This window comes from Thalassolituus sp. UBA2009, assembly GCF_002335285.1.
GTDB classification, from domain to species: Bacteria; Pseudomonadota; Gammaproteobacteria; order Pseudomonadales; family Oceanobacteraceae; genus Venatoribacter; species Venatoribacter alkanivorans.
In genome coordinates this window covers 31,940-47,855 of record NZ_DDCJ01000022.1, presented here as the reverse complement: position 1 = coordinate 47,855, position 15,916 = coordinate 31,940, and the positions used below count along the sequence as shown (strand labels likewise).

Annotated in this window: 19 protein-coding genes; 7 read left to right on the top strand and 12 right to left on the bottom strand. The window is 53.3% G+C overall.

The features are described 5' to 3' along the window. Nucleotides 1–68: 68 nt before the first annotated feature. The 4 genes from yegQ to B3P58_RS02555 form a co-directional block, all read right to left on the bottom strand. Entirely contained in the window at nt 69–1,403 is a 1,335-nt protein-coding gene (gene yegQ / locus B3P58_RS02570; protein ID WP_145468585.1) for a tRNA 5-hydroxyuridine modification protein YegQ, read from the bottom strand. A 100-nt stretch (nt 1,404–1,503) separates the two neighbouring features. Further along, a complete protein-coding gene (locus B3P58_RS02565; protein ID WP_286715925.1) occupies nt 1,504–2,049 on the bottom strand; it encodes a hypothetical protein in 546 nt (181 codons plus the stop codon). A gap of 72 nt (nt 2,050–2,121) precedes the next feature. Next, nucleotides 2,122–2,640: a hypothetical protein gene (locus B3P58_RS02560; RefSeq protein ID WP_145468590.1), complete on the bottom strand. Its 519-nt coding sequence runs from the start codon at nt 2,638–2,640 to the stop codon at nt 2,122–2,124. After that, nucleotides 2,637–3,680, bottom strand: a complete 1,044-nt coding sequence (locus tag B3P58_RS02555) for an MBL fold metallo-hydrolase (RefSeq protein ID WP_286715922.1) — start codon at nt 3,678–3,680, stop codon at nt 2,637–2,639. The genes B3P58_RS02560 and B3P58_RS02555 overlap by 4 nt, the downstream gene beginning before the upstream one ends. A gap of 447 nt (nt 3,681–4,127) precedes the next feature. Here B3P58_RS02555 and B3P58_RS02550 point away from each other — a divergent pair, with 447 nt between their 5' ends. Next, a complete protein-coding gene (locus B3P58_RS02550; RefSeq protein WP_145468594.1) occupies nt 4,128–4,493 on the top strand; it encodes a hypothetical protein in 366 nt (121 codons plus the stop codon). Between the two features lies 1 nt (nt 4,494). Here the strand turns inward: B3P58_RS02550 and B3P58_RS02545 are convergent, their stop codons facing one another. From B3P58_RS02545 to B3P58_RS02535, 3 genes are read right to left on the bottom strand one after another with little or no spacing between them, the layout of a single operon-like run. Continuing rightward, entirely contained in the window at nt 4,495–5,112 is a 618-nt protein-coding gene (locus B3P58_RS02545) for an IMPACT family protein (protein WP_286715919.1), read from the bottom strand. A gap of 8 nt (nt 5,113–5,120) precedes the next feature. Then, nucleotides 5,121–6,209 carry a class I SAM-dependent methyltransferase gene (locus B3P58_RS02540; RefSeq protein WP_286715917.1) on the bottom strand — a complete coding sequence of 363 codons (1,089 nt, stop codon included), beginning with the start codon at nt 6,207–6,209 and terminating at the stop codon, nt 5,121–5,123. Further along, the gene (locus B3P58_RS02535) at nt 6,209–6,571 is read right to left on the bottom strand and encodes a hypothetical protein (RefSeq protein ID WP_230332268.1); all 363 of its coding nucleotides are present in this window, start codon (nt 6,569–6,571) and stop codon (nt 6,209–6,211) included. The genes B3P58_RS02540 and B3P58_RS02535 overlap by 1 nt, the downstream gene beginning before the upstream one ends. 159 nt (nt 6,572–6,730) lie before the next feature. Between B3P58_RS02535 and B3P58_RS02530 the strand changes: the two genes are divergently transcribed. Together B3P58_RS02530 and B3P58_RS02525 are read left to right on the top strand one after the other, a co-directional pair. Then, nucleotides 6,731–7,675, top strand: a complete 945-nt coding sequence (locus tag B3P58_RS02530; RefSeq protein WP_286715913.1) for an AEC family transporter — start codon at nt 6,731–6,733, stop codon at nt 7,673–7,675. Between the two features lie 64 nt (nt 7,676–7,739). After that, entirely contained in the window at nt 7,740–8,669 is a 930-nt protein-coding gene (locus B3P58_RS02525; protein ID WP_286715910.1) for a DUF4062 domain-containing protein, read from the top strand. 9 nt (nt 8,670–8,678) lie between these two features. On the opposite strand, the gene B3P58_RS02520 is transcribed toward B3P58_RS02525, so the two are convergent. Then, nucleotides 8,679–9,017 (bottom strand): ArsR/SmtB family transcription factor, encoded by a 339-nt coding sequence (locus B3P58_RS02520; protein WP_145468606.1) that lies wholly within the window; start codon nt 9,015–9,017, stop codon nt 8,679–8,681. A 217-nt stretch (nt 9,018–9,234) separates the two neighbouring features. Between B3P58_RS02520 and B3P58_RS02515 the strand changes: the two genes are divergently transcribed. The 3 genes from B3P58_RS02515 to sthA all read left to right on the top strand — a co-directional run bounded on the left by B3P58_RS02515 (nt 9,235) and on the right by sthA (nt 12,052). Next, nucleotides 9,235–10,272: an FAD:protein FMN transferase gene (locus B3P58_RS02515; RefSeq protein WP_286715905.1), complete on the top strand. Its 1,038-nt coding sequence runs from the start codon at nt 9,235–9,237 to the stop codon at nt 10,270–10,272. Between the two features lie 17 nt (nt 10,273–10,289). Beyond that, nucleotides 10,290–10,523, top strand: coding sequence for a (Na+)-NQR maturation NqrM (gene nqrM, locus B3P58_RS02510; RefSeq protein WP_145468610.1), 234 nt, complete (start codon nt 10,290–10,292; stop codon nt 10,521–10,523). A 137-nt stretch (nt 10,524–10,660) separates the two neighbouring features. After that, a complete protein-coding gene (sthA, locus tag B3P58_RS02505) occupies nt 10,661–12,052 on the top strand; it encodes a Si-specific NAD(P)(+) transhydrogenase (RefSeq protein ID WP_145468612.1) in 1,392 nt (463 codons plus the stop codon). A 78-nt stretch (nt 12,053–12,130) separates the two neighbouring features. Here the strand turns inward: sthA and B3P58_RS02500 are convergent, their stop codons facing one another. From B3P58_RS02500 to tal, 3 genes are read right to left on the bottom strand one after another with little or no spacing between them, the layout of a single operon-like run. After that, nucleotides 12,131–12,988 carry a DNA replication terminus site-binding protein gene (locus B3P58_RS02500; protein WP_286715900.1) on the bottom strand — a complete coding sequence of 286 codons (858 nt, stop codon included), beginning with the start codon at nt 12,986–12,988 and terminating at the stop codon, nt 12,131–12,133. Then, entirely contained in the window at nt 12,985–13,422 is a 438-nt protein-coding gene (locus B3P58_RS02495; protein WP_145468616.1) for a TerB family tellurite resistance protein, read from the bottom strand. Before B3P58_RS02495 ends, B3P58_RS02500 begins: the two co-directional genes overlap by 4 nt. After that, nucleotides 13,419–14,369, bottom strand: a complete 951-nt coding sequence (gene tal, locus B3P58_RS02490) for a transaldolase (RefSeq protein ID WP_286715893.1) — start codon at nt 14,367–14,369, stop codon at nt 13,419–13,421. Before tal ends, B3P58_RS02495 begins: the two co-directional genes overlap by 4 nt. Nucleotides 14,370–14,535: 166 nt before the next feature. On the opposite strand from tal, the gene B3P58_RS02485 reads away from it, so the two are divergent. Beyond that, a complete protein-coding gene (locus B3P58_RS02485; protein ID WP_286715891.1) occupies nt 14,536–14,874 on the top strand; it encodes a rhodanese-like domain-containing protein in 339 nt (112 codons plus the stop codon). Nucleotides 14,875–14,959: 85 nt separating this feature from the next. Here the strand turns inward: B3P58_RS02485 and dusA are convergent. Further along, a partial coding sequence (gene dusA, locus B3P58_RS02480; protein ID WP_286715889.1) for a tRNA dihydrouridine(20/20a) synthase DusA occupies nt 14,960–15,916 on the bottom strand: 957 nt, incomplete at its 5' end.

Below are 15,916 nucleotides of genomic sequence, written 5' to 3'. Positions count from 1 at the left end.
AGTTTACTCAGGTGAACTATAGAGAAGGCTTCTCTGACAGAGAAGCCCTGGCGCAGTTTGACCCTGATTCAGGCGGTTAATTCCGGCAGATTGCGGATCAGCAGCGCTTTGCTCAGATCTTCTGTGCAGACGCCCTGAGGACGGGGGATTTTGACAACAAAACCAGAACCGGGGGCATCATCGCGCGGCTTATTGTTACGGTCGAGAATGCTGTTCAGAGTAAAGCTGATGTTGCCTGCGGGGGTCATCAATTCCATTGAATCGCCACTTTCGAAACGGTTTTTAACGTCAAGCGTCAGTTCTTTATCGTCGCTGGCAACGACTTCAGCAACAAATTGCTGACGGGTACTGAGTGAACTGCCACGCTCATAATTCTGGTATTCGTCATGTACATGGCGACGGAAGAAGCCTTCGGTGTAACCACGGTTGGACATGTTTTCCAGGGTGTCCATCAGGTTTTTATCAAAGCGGCGACCGGCAACGGCATCGTCGATTGCCTTGCGGTAGGCCTGGGCGGTGCGCGCTACGTAGTAGTGTGATTTGGTGCGGCCTTCAATTTTGAGCGAGTGCACACCCAGCTCCACCAGCTTTTCGATATGCTGGATGGCGCGCAGATCCTTTGAATTCATGATGTAAGTGCCATGCTCGTCTTCGAAGGCTGGCATGTATTCGTTATCGCGGTTGCCTTCCTGCAGCAGGAAAATCTTATCAGATGGCTGACCAATCCCCAGTGTCGGGTCAAATTCGTTTACACCGGCCGGGATTACATCACCGGACAGGGTTTCCTGCGCTTCGTGAGCATCGTACTTCCAGCGGCAGGCGTTGGTGCAGGTACCCTGATTCGGATCGCGATGGTTCATATAGCCAGACAGCAGGCAGCGTCCGGAATAGGCAATGCACAGCGCGCCATGGACGAACACTTCGATTTCCATTTCCGGGCAGCGCTGGCGGATTTCAGCAATTTCTTCCAGAGACAGCTCGCGCGACAGAATGATGCGGCTTACGCCCTGGCGGCGCCAGAATTCAACCGAGGCGTAGTTCACCACGTTGGCCTGCACCGACAGGTGAATCACCTGATCCGGCCAGCGGTCTTTGACCATCATGATCAGGCCCGGATCGGACATGATCAGTGCGTCCGGGTTCATACCGATCACCGGCTCAATATCGCGCATATAAGTGTCGATTTTACTGTTGTGTGGCGCGATGTTGCTGGCGACGTAAAACTGTTTACCCAGCTCGTGAGCACGGCCGATGCCATAGGCCAGATTGTCGAGGGTGAAATCGTTGTTGCGCACGCGCAGGCTGTAACGCGGCTGGCCGGCGTAAACGGCATCGGCGCCATAGGCAAAGGCGTATTCCATGTTACGTACGGTGCCGGCGGGAGAGAGTAATTCAGGTGTCATAAAAACAAATGCCCGGATAGAAAATCCGGGCATTATATCAGGCTGGCGGAAAGCTCCGCAGCCCGGGCCGGGCAAAAGCTGCGCGAAACTTGCGCTGGATCTATTCGCCGGCCGGTGTTTCCGTGTCGCTCTCTTCGGTCGGTGTTTGCGGCGCTTCTGTAACCGCTTCTGCGGCACGGTTAATGGCTTCGTTCAGAGCCTCCGGAGTATCAATAAACTCGTAGCCGGTAACGGCAAATTCCTGCAGGCGGAACAGGGTAACGGCCGAGTCCTGACGCTCCCAGTCGCCGGTGCGGCTGCCGACTTCGTCAATCAGAATCTGATAGGGTGCTTTACGCATGGCGGGGTAGGCGAACATTCGGGCGATGATGCGCGGCATGCCACTGACATCGGCAACAAACACGACGTGATGTTCGGTCAGGTAGTTTTCGCCGGCTTTGGCCAGCATCTCTTTCACCAGATCTTTGCCTGGCATGTCGTGGGCAAAGATGACAAAGCGCACGTTGGCAGACATCTTAATAGGGGTGTCATGCTGATCGCGCAGGCGCAGGGTTTCCATTGAGGCTGGCGAGGCATAGCTCAGTGTACTGGCAAGCAGTGTCAGGCTCAGCGTGAATGCTTTGAGGGCTGAAGGCATCTTTCTCATAACAGTTCCTTGGTCGTTAGTGCGCGGGCTTCCGGGCAGTTTATCCTGAAAGCCCGCGGGCAGCATCCTGCTTTAATCAGCCAGTCCGAACAGGCTGACATCCGCTTCTTTCAGCCATGCGAAATAGGCTTTAGGCAGTGGAATGCGGCTGCTGTCGGTGATCATGTCGCGCCATTCTGACTGCAGGCTCTGCCAGTATTCGCGCAGATCACCCGTTTCGGCGCCCAGTTCGTCCATTTCATCGTAAATAGCGCTCAGGCTCTGGCGCAGCAGCTCAAGATCGTCACATTCAGCGTCGAACAGGGTTTCGGTGGCACTGTACAGGGCGGCGCAGCTGGCTTCCAGAATGCGATAGGAGAGCGAGTCTTCTTCGTTCTGTGCCAGACGCCACTCGGAAAAGGCCTCGTGAAAGCGCAGCAGGTTGGCTTCCGATTTCAGCTCGCCGCGCAGGTAGGACAGCACTTTGCTTAACAGCTTGCGGTAGGCTTCCGGATCGCCGTTTTGCTGCTCACACCAGAAATGGATATGTGGCAGGTTGATGCTGGCAATAGCGGCGCACAGACTGGCGCGCTGAATCGGAGTGGTGGTCACTGTGCAGATGCTCCTTCGGGGGCAAAGTATTGAATGCTGAATAAAGCAGGCAAGGTCCAGTCGCTGCCGGCAGGCAGGACGGTATTTAACCGCTCAATAAATTCATCCTGATTGGTGTTGCGGACAAAGCGCTGCTCGCCACTGAGGTCGTTGGCAAAAAAGTCTTCCCAGTGGCCCAGAATAAAATGTTTGGCTTGGGTGTTTTTCACGATGGACTCAGGGTAGTTATCAACCTGAGAGAATGACGCCGGACAAAGAATCGCGATGTCGATGTCTTTCTGATCATCCAGTTCTGGCACCAGACCCAGTGGTTCCTGACTGGCTGAATCCTGATAAAAAATACGGTAAGCGGGCTCTTTATTCTGATCAAGAAAATCGATCAGGAAGGCCAGCGTCTGACCTTCTTTCCAGCCAAAGGCATGCCATGGCAGCGATTCCTGCGGCTCATCATAGGTACCCTGCATAAACTTCATGCCCATAAAGTGGGGGGCATGAAAAGACTCCAGCGCCATGATGCGGATGCGCCCGCTATGGCTGTATACCCATTCGCCGGGTTTGCTGATGTTGCCCATAAGATCGTTCATCACATGAATCCGCTCGGCAGGTACTGCAGGCATCAGCGTATTGGCCATGGTACGGGAACCATAGACATCTGCCTTGGTGGCGTACTGATTCATGATGTAAGGAACGTCCATCAGGTGATCATAATGAGCATGACCCACCAGAATCATTTCGGCATCGGACACATCCGGCAGGTATTGGTCGACACGCTCTTTGTCGGTACTGATCGGCATAAAAGGGCCGACGCGCATAAAGTGCGGGTTGGTAAAAGAAGGTGCTGTCAGCAGAGTGACGCCATCGTATTTGATCAGGTGGCCGCCAACGCCCAGATACTGAATGCTCAGCGGATGCTGCATGGCGGCTGGGGCGGTTGCTGGTGCATCAGCGTAGGTTGGAATGTGCAGCTTGCTGGAGCAACCGGATAGCAGAATAAGGATGGCTGAGATCAGCATCAGCAGATGAGAATGTTTTTTTGTCATTGTTGTTATGTCAGGTCAGGGAATGAAGGGCGGAATTGTAGCCTTGACGATCGCAGGAGGTAAGGGGGAATTGAACTTACTTGTCGCTCATGGGTCGGAGACCCGCGAATAAGGAAATGGTATTTAACGGTGGATATGATTTGGCCATATTACGCCATTGCGGTAATTCGCCGTTATTGTCAGGCTGGTTAAGTTATTCGCTAATACAGAGGATTTCCGGATAAATGAGCAGTAGGTCACGTTATCGCGAAGATATTTGTGAATATTGTATAAATCAGGGTTAATGATGGACGATCAGCGTTATATGTTTGGCGTCAAAGCACAAAGATTAGCGATGTGTATGCAATTCATTACAGGGCATTACGCATTCACGTTTTTGTGAGCTTGGCATAAAAATGTATATAGGCTATTGTCTGTTTTGTGTACAGCTGGCAGGTGTGTATTGGCATGGCAACCGTATTATTAAAAGAAAAAGACGACATATTAGTGCGAGGCAATATTATTGAGATAACCCCGCTGGGTTTTCAATGTGAATTGCAATTGTGTGAAATGGAACGTCTGCGTGACGAAGCCGGGCGCTATAAGAGCCTTGAGCTTGAGTTAACGGTTCGCAGTTATGCCGGCGAATGTACAATAAATGGTAATGGCAGTGTTTATTCTGTTCGCCGCGCCTCACAGACGCTGAGCGTGGTAACGGTTCGTTTTGGTGAGCTTGAGCAAAACGCATATCGCCTTATATCCGAGCATTTAACACCCAATCCGGTATTTGATATTGACCAGGCCCGCTCTGCCCGCAAAAGCCGTCTGGCCTGAATTATTCTTTGATATATACGCCTGCCCGGACAAGGACGTCCTGCCTTAAACGATCATCCCCCTCTTTAATATCCACTTCCAGAATGACCCCCTGCGTATCATATTGTGTGTTTTGCAGTACACCGTCATAGCGTTCGGCCAGATATCTGATATGGGCCTCCTCGGCAAAATCACAGGCGATACGTAGACGCTGGCGGGGAATAATATGTTCGCAACTCTCTTCGTTCAGTTGTGCCAGAACGTCCTGTGCACTGCGGCTGTAGGCACGCTGCAGTCCGCCGGTGCCGAGCTTGGTGCCGCCGTAATAGCGTATGACCAGCAGGGCACAATTTATCAGGTTTCCATGCCGTAATTGTTTAAGAATGGGCATGCCTGCGGTGCCGGATGGTTCGCCGTCATCACTATAGCCTTCCTGCAATTGAAGGTTGCCACCCGCATTGGCAGGCGTCGGCTGCACACGGAAAGCCCAGCATATATGGCTGGCTTTCGGATGTGCCTGCCACTCGGTAGCCAGGCGGTTGCGTACGGACTCTTCGGAAGTAACAGGAATAAGCAGGCTGATAAAACGGCTGCGCTTTTCTTCAGTTTCGGCCTGCAGACTGATCAATGGTTGCTGCATGTGCGGAATCAGCGTTTCTGGCAAAGGTAAACCGAGAAGCGGCTGTCGGAAGACAAAACCTCAACTGTGTGGAATTCCTTGCGCAGTTTGCCTGCGTAAGGGAGGTGGCGGTTGGCAATCACCAGTAAATGGCCACCTGATACCAGAGCCGCTGCGCTTTGCTCAAACATGCGCTCGGCAATATTGGTGAGTTGCTTATGACCATCGTGGAATGGTGGGTTGCAGACAATCCAGTCCAGGGGCTCTTCAATGCCGGCGAGAATGTCGCCATGATTCAGGGATACATCCAGCTTGTTCTGAATAGCATTGTGGCGGGCGGAGCACACCGCCAGCCAGGAGTCATCGGTGAGAATGACGTCGAGTTCCGGATGCGCCTGTTTCAGCGTCAGGCCTAGCAGACCATTGCCGCAACCCAGATCGCACAGGCGCCCGGCAAAGGGTAAGTCGGTGTGCTGCAGCAAAACCCGGCTGCCAATATCATGCTGTTGACGGGAAAACACACCGGGCAGGCCGGAAAGTGTCAGGCCGGTAGCGGTCTGATAGCCGCGCCAGATATCGGTTCTTTTTACGGCCGGTGCAAAGGTCAGTTCAAGCAGGCGCGCCTTTCTGACGACTCTTTCCTGGCGGTAGGTTGCGGCTTCCTGTTCCAGCCAGTTAAGCCAGCTGACCGGCATATGTTTCACCATGCCTGCCAGCAGGTAGCGGGTGTCTGCTGGCAGGCGCTCGCGACAGCACTGCAGCCAGTACTTCAGCTGCTCAAGGTTTTTCGGCAGTTTGATCAGAACCTGGCGTACTGTCGACGGGATCTGGTCTTCATCCAGAATTAGTTGATCGTTCGCCAGAGGGAGCTGGTTGTTGTGGTGATTGCGGCGGGTTGCTTCGCAGGCGCAGGCGCTGTCATGCCAGTTGATGCCGTCCATGCCGCGAGCGGCCAGTGCACAGCTCAGTGCACCATGCCGGTCGTTGATCGTCAGGGTTTTGAGTGGCTCAATCCGGGTCAGCAGATAATCGTCTGCAGCATCCCAGGGCAGGGCGATATGATCAGGTACGAGCGGATGACAGGACAGTGTCAGTCCGGTGTTTTCCCAGACTGGCATCAGTAGAAATTGTCAAAATCTTTGCTGTCGAGCTGCTCAAGCAGGGTTTTGCTGCGCTCGGTGCGTTCTTCTGCTTTTTCCGCAACGGAGGATTCATTGCTTTGTTTTTTGGCTTTGTCGTCTTTTTTCTTGTCAGCGCCTTTGGTGGCAGGTCGTTCGGCACCAGCCGCTGGCTGGGTCAGCGCTTCTTTGGCTTCCGGATTTTCAAGTAGATATTTTTCAAATACAGACAGCGTTTTACGGCCTTTAAGGCGTTTGGTGTTCTGACGGTCTGCACCAGCTTCGCGCTTCAGTTTGGAAATGCTGCCGGTCTTTACTTTGTGGATGCGCTTCAGGGAGCGGGTTTTCTTAATGCGGGTCATCGGAATTATGCTGCGAGGTGCGTAGCCCGCCATTTTAGCGCAGTCCGTGAGGGGTTGTAATGCGGATTTACTTTTTTCGTGTAAAGCGTAAGGTGGCGCTCCGCTCGCTGATTGTCTGCATACGCTGCGGACATCAGACCATTATTGACGGTAACCGGAATGGATATGTACTGGCAGTCGTTGCTGTTTACGCTGGAAACAACTCTCCCTATTTTTATCCTTGTTTTGCTCGGATTACTGCTGCGGCGGCGTAACGTGATTGATGATGCGTTCATCGCCACGTCATCAAAGCTGGTTTTCAATATTACCCTGCCGGTTCTGATGTTTATGGCTGTTGCCCGTTCGGACAGCGGCGCCGGGCAGCATTTACCCCTGATTGGTTTTGTTCTGTCGGCGGCACTGCTGGGAGCGCTGCTGTCTGCTTTGTGGGCCGGGGCGCTTATGTTGTCTGTGCCGCAACGCGGGGCTTTTATTCAGGCGTCGTTTCGCAGCAACCTCGGCATCATCGGTCTGGCGCTCTGTATTAATGCTTATGGTGAGGAAGGCGGTGTGTTGGGTGCCTTGCTGCTGGCGGTGATTACCCCGGTGTACAATCTGCTGGCTGTATTTTTTCTTACCCGGCAGCAACAGGTTCGCTGGCTGGCTCAGTTGCGTCTTATCTTGTCGAATCCCCTGATCATCGCCATTGTCCTGGCTGTGCCATTCAGTGCGTTGCAGTGGCCTCTGCCGGAGGTTGCGTTGCGGGTCGGTAACTCTCTGGCGGCGATGACATTGCCTCTGGCATTAATCGGAGTCGGTGGGTCGCTTAGTTTTGCCGCGTTGCGACGTGGCAGTGCCATCGTGTTGCATATCGTTACTCTTAAATTGCTGGTCGTGCCTGTTATTATTGCAGTGGCGGCATGGATGTGTGGCTTTCGAGGCGTTGAGCTGGGTGTTATCTGTCTGATGTTTGCCAGCCCAACTGCCGCTGCGGCATTCGTGATGGCCAGAAGTATGGGGTCGGATGCGGAATTGACGGCTAATGCCATTGCATTGACAACAATTGGCTCTGTGCTGACGGTCAGTGGATTTGTCTATGTCCTCAGTCTTTTGCCGCTGGTATAGTTGACGTCAGAAAACAATTCAAATTGCTTTGCCAAATAAAAGGGAATCGCTGTCGGTGAGCTCAATGCCTGTAGATAAACGCTATCTGGTCTATCTGGCCTCAAATTCTCAGGGTCTGGATCTGGAACGTTATGAAGTACAAAGGCAGCTTGCCCGTCACGGTATGGTCAATGTCGGCTTTGCCTGTCGTGAAGATGCCGGCCCGTATGACTGGAATCTGGTGCGCTCGCAAATTGAAAGCGCAGACCTGTTTATTTTGTTGCTGGGTGACGATTATGGCCCGATGGCACCGACAGGTATCAGCTATCTGCATCGTGAATTTGTTCATGCCAAATCGCTGAATAAACCAACCCTGGCTTTTATTAAAAATACTCTCCCGGAAAAGAATCTGACTGAAGATCAGCGTCGTCTTGCCGGTTTTCATCGGATTGTGGCTCAGCAGTCACCCTACAAGCTGTGGCACCTGCGCGAAGAGCTGATGTCCCATGTGCGGGCTTCTCTGTCCAGTTCCATGCTGGTGCTTGGTCCGGGCTGGGTGCCTGCTGGAGCAGGGAAGGTGGCAGAGATGCCTATCGCCGCTGAACCTGCAAAAGAGACGGCGGAGCCATTATCAGCACGTCAACGTCTTGCTCGCAGCCGTCAGGTGGTGAATCTGCAGATTGCTGCCAAGGTCTATCAGGGAGGAAATCTGTCGCAGGAAGAGGTGTTGCTGCCGGTGCGGCTGGATCAGTTGCTGCAGGGCGTGATGCCGCTGCTGAAAAGCGGTGCTAGTGAAGATCGATTACGCGCGCAACTGGAGGGCGTCGTGGCCGGAACGGTGAAAGCACAGCTGCTAAAGCGTAACACTCAGGCACATGCAGTGGATGATATCCGTATCAGTCGCGGGCAGTTTCAGCAGATTTTGCGCCAATGGCAGAGCCTTGGTTTTGTGACGGTCAGTGGCGAAGGTGTGCGGGCATTGTGGAAGGCTCTGGCGGATGTCGCCAAAGCCTGACAGGCGACTTCAGGCGTTATTGAACTGGCCAAGCAGGGAGTTACGCTGCTCCCATTCACTTTTCATGCTGTCGCAGACGGTATTGCACACATCAAAAATGAACGGTGCCCCGATACTGAAGTAAGCCATATTGCCTTCCTGGCGACGGCGAACCAGGCCGTGGGTACGGAGAGTTGAAAGGTGCTTGGATACATTAGGTTGTGACGCACCGGTCGCCTCAACCAGCTCGCTGACGGATTTTTCTCCCCCCTGCAACTGGTGCAGGATTCGCAGGCGCATTGGATCCGACAGCAGTCGGAAGCGCTGGGCGATCAGTTCCAGCATTTCATCAGACATTACTTCTTGCATATAGCTCTCTCCGGTATGTACGCGGATTTTAAATCAACTGCTGCACTGAGAATATAATTATGTAGTCATCCTGTGTAATGATTATTTCTATGGATATTCTGTTTTGTTATTAGTTGCCGGACGGCCGACTGCCGCTGAGAAAGGTATTTTCCATTCGGGTGTCATGCAAGCCACGGCAACAATAGGTATACTGCGGCCAGCCTTTATGGGAACTGTTATGCGTAATTTTGTTGTTTTGCTTTTTGTGTTTCTGGCCGGGTGTTCTCAACCAGCGGATGATGTCATCCGTATCAGTGGACCGACCATGGGGACGTCCTATCATATTCTCTGGGTCGGGCAGGACCAGAACGCTGCAGCCGGCATTCAGGCGCAGATCGATCAGCGCCTGGCGGATATTAACCGCAGCATGTCAACTTACGACCCGGACTCCGAATTATCTAAGCTGAATCAGGGGCGTTTGCCTGTGTCTGACGGCGGCTGGACAGTATTATCTGAAGACCTCTTTGCAGTCCTCGCTGACGCTGCGGAAATTCATACGAAAAGTCGTGGGCTGTTTGATGTTACCGTTGGCCCATTGGTGAATCTCTGGGGATTTGGCCCGACTCCGGCCACTGATGAGGTGCCTTCGGATGCTGCTATCGCTGCGGCGCTGGCGCAGACCGGGCCGGAAGCCATTGAACTGAATGCCGCAACATCAGCGGTCCGGCTGCAAAAACCCCTGTATGTCGACTTGTCAGCTATTGCCAAAGGCTGGGCGGTAGACGAACTGGCGGATCTTTTGCGCACTCAGGGCATCTCACGTTTTATGGTTGAAGTGGGAGGCGAGGTGCATACCTCAGGTGTGAAGCCGGATGGTTCTCTCTGGCGCATTGCGGTAGAGCGCCCGGGCAGCATGGCCGATGTACGCGGCGTAGAACTGGTGATTGAGCCTGGTGAGATGGCGGTCGCAACGTCCGGTGATTACCGCAATTATTTTGAAGAAAATGGTGTGCGCTATTCTCACACTATCAATCCTTTTACCGGTCGCCCGATTGTTCATCGTCTGGCGTCGGTAACCGTTGTCCATGAGTCTGCCGGTATGGCGGATGGATGGGCAACCGCTTTAAATGTTGCAGGCCCGGATGTCGGCATGCAACTGGCCGAGCAGGAGCAACTGGCTGTTTTTATGATTGTGCGCGCTGATGATGGCTTTTATGAACTGGCTTCCAGTCGTTTTCGTCAGCTGTTTCCACATTATCAGTCAGCTGAACACTGACTTACGAGGATCTGATTATGTTAACAATGTTGGTTGCGTTTGCCGTTATGCTGCTGATCGTTGCAGCAATGGCCATTGGTGTATTAGTTGGCCGCAAGCCGATCAGTGGTTCCTGTGGCGGCATGAGTGCTATCGGTATGGATGGCGCCTGTGATGTTTGCGGTGGCGACAAGAATAAATGCGAAAAAGAAAGCAAAGAGGCTGCTGAGCAGTCCTCTGGCGCAGATTTCTATGATGCGACTAAGCGCTAATCATGCGGAATAGGTATTTTCACCTACAATAACAGCTGTCTATGATAGCTGCGGCAGGCCTCAACATACGGCCTGTCGCACACTTTAAACCGCAGTCTATTCTGCGGAAATCCGACGGAATGATGGAGTAAACAGGCATGGCAGATTATCACTACGACGTCGTTGTTATAGGTGCAGGCCCCGCCGGGGAAGGTGCCGCAATGAACGCCGCCAAAAAAGGCAAAAAGGTGGCGGTCGTCGAGGATAAAAGCATGGTCGGCGGAAACTGTACCCACTGGGGCACAATTCCTTCAAAAGCGTTGCGTCATGCTGTTAAACAAATCATTCAGTTCAACACTAATCCGATGTTCCGGGAGATTGGCGAGCCGCGCTGGTTTTCTTTCCCGCGGGTATTAAAAAATGCTGAGCGTGTAATTGCCAAACAGGTAAAGCTGCGCACTGAATTTTACGGGCGTAACCGCATCAGCGTGTACACCGGTAACGCAAAATTTGCCGACGCCAATACCATTGATGTTTACCATGGCAGCATGAGTAATACCCGTTTGCATGCGCAGGAAATTGTAATTGCAACTGGTTCCAGTCCATGGCGTCCGGACAATATTGATTTTACCCATCCGCGTATTTACGACTCAGACACCATCCTGCAGCTGGAACACACGCCGCGCACCATTATTATTTATGGCGCCGGGGTTATTGGCTGTGAATATGCCTCTATTTTTTCCGGTCTGGGCGTAAAGGTAGACTTAATTCACCCGGGTGATCGTCTGCTGAATTTCCTTGATGATGAAATTTCAGATGCCCTCAGTTATCACCTGCGTGATAAAGGCGCATTAATCCGTCACAACGAGCAATTCGATTCGGTCGAAGGTAATGAGCGTTATGTGACGATGGTGATGGCCTCTGGCAAGAAAGTAAAAGCAGATGCCTTTCTATGGGCAGCGGGACGCAGCGGTAATACCAAAGGGTTGGGGCTGGAAAATATCGGCCTGAAACCAAATGGCCGCGGTCAGATCGATGTCGATCATGAATACCGCACGGCCATTTCCAATGTCTATGCGGTAGGCGATGTGATTGGCTGGCCATCACTGGCTTCTGCAGCCTACGATCAGGGGCGTGCAGCGGCAGCCATTATTGCTTCACCGGAAGATTTCCGTTTTGTCGATTCGGTTCCAACCGGGATTTATACCATTCCGGAAATCAGCTCGGTTGGTAAAACTGAGCGTCAGCTGACGGAAGAAAAAATTCCGTACGAGGTAGGGCAGGCCTTCTTCAAAAATCTGGCCCGCGCACAAATCACCGCCGAAGGCGTTGGTATGCTGAAAATATTATTCCATCGCCAGACGCTGGAAATTCTTGGCATTCATTGCTTTGGTGACCAGGCGGCTGAAATTGTGCACATCGGTCAGGCAATTATGAGTCAGAAGGGCGAAGGGAATTCACTGAAATATTTTGTGAATACTACCTTTAACTATCCGACCATGGCAGAAGCTTATCGGGTTGCTGCGCTGAATGGTCTGAACCGCCTGTAAGTGTTCAGATGCATGTTCAGAGCAATAAAAAAGCCGCTTTTGCGGCTTTTTTATTGCTCTGTTTTTATTGCCCGGGTTTTATGCTTGATAAGTATGAATGCGCAGGCTGGGCAAAAATGCTTCGGCGCTGATTTTCTGATCGCCACGTTGCTGGCGGGTGCGGCCGCTTGGTGGTTCGGGTGGTATTTCATTAAACGCCGGCAGTTGTGCGTCGGAGCCTGTGATAAATAATGGCAGCGCCAGATTCATGGCTTTTCTGCTCAGGCCTGACTCAGGTTTAAATACCAGATTAGCCCGCACCACGGGTGCCAGGGTTTGTATCTGTGCCAGTTGCAGGTGAGCCGGTAACTGCGCCAGTTTATTCAGCTGCACCTGGATATGCGTTTTTTCTTTCCCCAGCTCCAGCAGTTTTTCCTGCGCCTGCTGAACACTGATTTTTTTAATGCTGCGGCCGTTGACGTACCAGCTGAAGCCAACTTTTTGCGGGCAATGTTCAAGCAGCGGAATATGACGAAAACACTGTTTTAAATGGACGCGTTTAAGGCCGGCAAAGGTCAGGGATTCACGCAGAGAATCGTGGCGCTGGCCAAGCTGGCTGTAATGTTCCAGCCAGTCATTGTTGTCCAGCTCCTGACGCACCTGCTGCACGGCTTTGCGGAAACGGTCTTTCTGCAGATTGATGGCCAGGATTTGTTCTGCAATTTCTGCATTGGCCATGACTAAGCCGTGGCGGCTGCGGGTTTCGCGGCCATCCTGACCATCGCGATACCACAGGTCACAGATAATATCGGTCAGAAACTGCAGCTGGCTGGTTGCTTTCTGCTCGCCGGGATTAAGCGGAATCCAGAGAGCGGGGCGGGCGTCCTGTAATTGCTGGCGCAGTGTCTGTAATGCAGCCACCAGGGCATCAAATTCGCTGGTCAGATCGCTGATCACTGAGAATCCCGAGCTTCCAGTTTGGCACGGATAAACTCGCTGTGAGGAACGTACAGTAACTCTGCGATGCGGCGGATAATGTGCTCTTCGTATTTATCCAGCCCGTTGCTGCTGTAGGCAACCTGCCATAGCCCGGTCATAAGCCGGAACTTGGCCGCGGCATCCAGTTGCTGATTGATGACCGCAGTAAACTGAAACAGGTCGCTGGATATTTCCACTCGCTGCAGAGCATCCTGCAGCAGTTCACTGCACTCGCTGCTGCTCAGGTTAAACAGGTTTTTCAGCACCAAAGCCAGTGCCTGTTCTTCCTCTGCATCGATGCTGTGATCAGCGCGCATGACTTCGGCCAGCAGCGCTGCACAGGCCAGATTGATGTGGTGGGGTTCCGGACGCTTTTGTTCGTCACGAAACAGGCTCAGCAGGCGTTCAATCACAGTAACTGACTCAGGCGTTGTTCAAGTAATTGCTGATCCGCGGCAAAGCGGCGGATGCCGTCGGCCAGTTTTTCGGTGGCCATGGCATCTTCATTCATCGCCCAGCGGAACTGCGCTTCGCTGACGCTGTGTTTGGCGATGTCAGAGTGGGCTTGCGCCGGGTTCAGCTGTTGCGGCAAATCGCCATTGGCACTGCTGAGCTGAGCCAGAAGCTCCGGGCTGATGGTCAGCTTGTCACAACCGGCCAGCGCTTCCACTTCGCCGGTGTTGCGGAAGCTGGCACCCATTACCACCGTCTTGTAGCCGTGTGCTTTGTAATGGTTGTAAATCTGGCTGACGGAAATAACACCCGGATCGGCTTTGCCGCTGTAATCGGCGTCCGGCTTGCTGGCTTTGTACCAGTCGAGAATACGGCCGACGAACGGAGAAATAAGCGTTGCCCCGGCTTCGGCGCAGGCTACGGCCTGGCTGAAGTTGAACAGCAGGGTCAGGTTACAGTGAATGCCTTCCTGCTCAAGGATGCGCGCGGCCTGAATGCCTTCCCAGGTGGAAGCGATTTTGATCAGAATGCGTTCGCGGCCAATGCCGGCATCGGCGTACATCTGAATCAGCTTGCGTGCTTTGGCAACGGTTGCGGCGGTGTCAAAGGATAAACGGGCGTCGACCTCGGTGGAGATCAGGCCGGGGATGATGTTCAGAATTTCGCAACCAATCGCCACGGCGATTTTGTCACAGGCGTTGACGATCAGGCTGTCGCTGTTATGGATGCCTTGCGCCCATTGCAGTGAGTGACGGATGAGATCCTGATAGGCCGGCAGTTCAGCCGCTTTCAGAATCAGTGATGGGTTGGTGGTGGCATCCTGCGGTTTGTGCTGGCGGATGGCGTCGATATCACCGGTGTCGGCAACGACAACGGTCATGGCTCTCAGGGCGTCCAGTTTGCTCATGGGGTTCCAAAACCTTATTTGCGGCAGCAGGGCCTTGCTGTGGCGGGCTATGCTGAAGTTTGATCGGATACTGAGTAGAGTGTCGCAATGAACGTACAAGGTCAATGCGGCCCTTGCCTTTCTCTGTTAAAAAAGCATTTCAATACAAACACTTGGGGGATGGATTATGAAAGTTTTCAGCAGCATTGCGTTATGGCTGATCAGTGTGGTTGCTCTGGCCGGCGAGCCGGTCTGGATTGATGTGCGCACCGCCGATGAATTCAATGCCGGGCATGTTGGGGTTGCCCATCATATTCCTCACCAGCAGATGGCGGAGCAGATTGGCAAACTGAAGCTGGAAAAAGATGCCGATATCTACCTGTACTGTAAGTCCGGCCGCCGGGCAGGCATTGCCCGCGATGCGCTGCTGGAACTCGGCTACACCCAGGTGACCAATGTCGGCGGTCTGGGGGATGCGCTACGCCTGAAGGCGGAAATGGATAAGAAGACGAAGGCGGCTCAGTAAGTCATAAGACTCCGGCCACGGTCGTCTGTTTACTGCGGTCTGCTGGTTGTGGTTCCTTATTGCGGTTCCTTATCGGCGCTGAGGATTAATAACCCATCAGTGCCAGTGCCTGCTCAAGCACTTCAACACCGGAAGTACGCTTCGGTGCCTGCTCACTCAAGTGGCGACGATACAGGCGCGCGCCAGGCTGACCATTGAACAGACCCAGGGTATGGCGGCTGATATGGTGCAGGGTGGCACCTTTGCTTAGCTGCTGTTCGATATAAGGGTAGAGGCTGCGTACGATGGCGGCCTTGTCGATGGCAGCTGGACTTTCGCTGTGTTCTGAGGTCGCGGAGTAATAACGCTGATCCACTTCGGCCAGAACAGACGGGTTATGGTAAGCCTCGCGACCAAGCATCACGCCATCAACATGGGGCGTCAGCTCTGCAATCTGTTCGTGGGTGGTGATGCCGCCGTTGATCAGAATCTCCAGCTGCGGAAACTCCTGTTTCAGGCGGAATACGGTGTCGTATTTCAGCGGTGGAATTTCGCGGTTTTCCTTCGGCGACAGGCCCTGCAGAATGGCTTTGCGCGCATGCACGATAAAGGTCTCACAGCCGGCATCGGCAACGGTGCCGACAAAATCACGCAGCTGTTCATAGCTGTCCTGATCATCGATGCCGATACGGTGTTTAACCGTAACATCAATACTGGTTGAGTCTTTCATGGCCTTAACGCAGTCGGCCACCAGCTGCGGGTGAGCCATCAGGCAGGCGCCGATCATATTGTTCTGCACCCGGTCGCTGGGACAGCCCACGTTCAGGTTAACTTCGTCATAGCCCCATTCTTCGGCAAAGCGCGCGCACTGGCCCAGTGCCTCTGGATTGCTGCCACCCAGTTGCAGAGCGACAGGATGCTCAAGCTCGCTGTATTCAAGGAAGCGTTCGCGGTTGCCGTGAATCAGGGCGCCGGTTGTGACCATTTCGGTATAGAGCACCGCATGACGTGTCAGCTGGCGCCAGAAATATCGGCAATGACGGTCAGACCACTCCATCATCGG

Coding starts and splice junctions, on each gene's coding strand:
- yegQ (WP_145468585.1), bottom strand. CDS start 1,403: ATGACACCTGAATTACTCTCTCCCGCCGGCACCGTACGTAACATGGAA.
- B3P58_RS02565 (WP_286715925.1), bottom strand. CDS start 2,049: ATGAGAAAGATGCCTTCAGCCCTCAAAGCATTCACGCTGAGCCTGACA.
- B3P58_RS02555 (WP_286715922.1), bottom strand. CDS start 3,680: ATGACAAAAAAACATTCTCATCTGCTGATGCTGATCTCAGCCATCCTT.
- B3P58_RS02550 (WP_145468594.1), top strand. CDS start 4,128: ATGGCAACCGTATTATTAAAAGAAAAAGACGACATATTAGTGCGAGGC.
- B3P58_RS02545 (WP_286715919.1), bottom strand. CDS start 5,112: ATGCAGCAACCATTGATCAGTCTGCAGGCCGAAACTGAAGAAAAGCGC.
- B3P58_RS02540 (WP_286715917.1), bottom strand. CDS start 6,209: ATGCCAGTCTGGGAAAACACCGGACTGACACTGTCCTGTCATCCGCTC.
- B3P58_RS02535 (WP_230332268.1), bottom strand. CDS start 6,571: ATGACCCGCATTAAGAAAACCCGCTCCCTGAAGCGCATCCACAAAGTA.
- B3P58_RS02530 (WP_286715913.1), top strand. CDS start 6,731: ATGGATATGTACTGGCAGTCGTTGCTGTTTACGCTGGAAACAACTCTC.
- B3P58_RS02525 (WP_286715910.1), top strand. CDS start 7,740: ATGCCTGTAGATAAACGCTATCTGGTCTATCTGGCCTCAAATTCTCAG.
- B3P58_RS02520 (WP_145468606.1), bottom strand. CDS start 9,017: ATGCAAGAAGTAATGTCTGATGAAATGCTGGAACTGATCGCCCAGCGC.
- B3P58_RS02515 (WP_286715905.1), top strand. CDS start 9,235: ATGCGTAATTTTGTTGTTTTGCTTTTTGTGTTTCTGGCCGGGTGTTCT.
- nqrM (WP_145468610.1), top strand. CDS start 10,290: ATGTTAACAATGTTGGTTGCGTTTGCCGTTATGCTGCTGATCGTTGCA.
- sthA (WP_145468612.1), top strand. CDS start 10,661: ATGGCAGATTATCACTACGACGTCGTTGTTATAGGTGCAGGCCCCGCC.
- tal (WP_286715893.1), bottom strand. CDS start 14,369: ATGAGCAAACTGGACGCCCTGAGAGCCATGACCGTTGTCGTTGCCGAC.
- B3P58_RS02485 (WP_286715891.1), top strand. CDS start 14,536: ATGAAAGTTTTCAGCAGCATTGCGTTATGGCTGATCAGTGTGGTTGCT.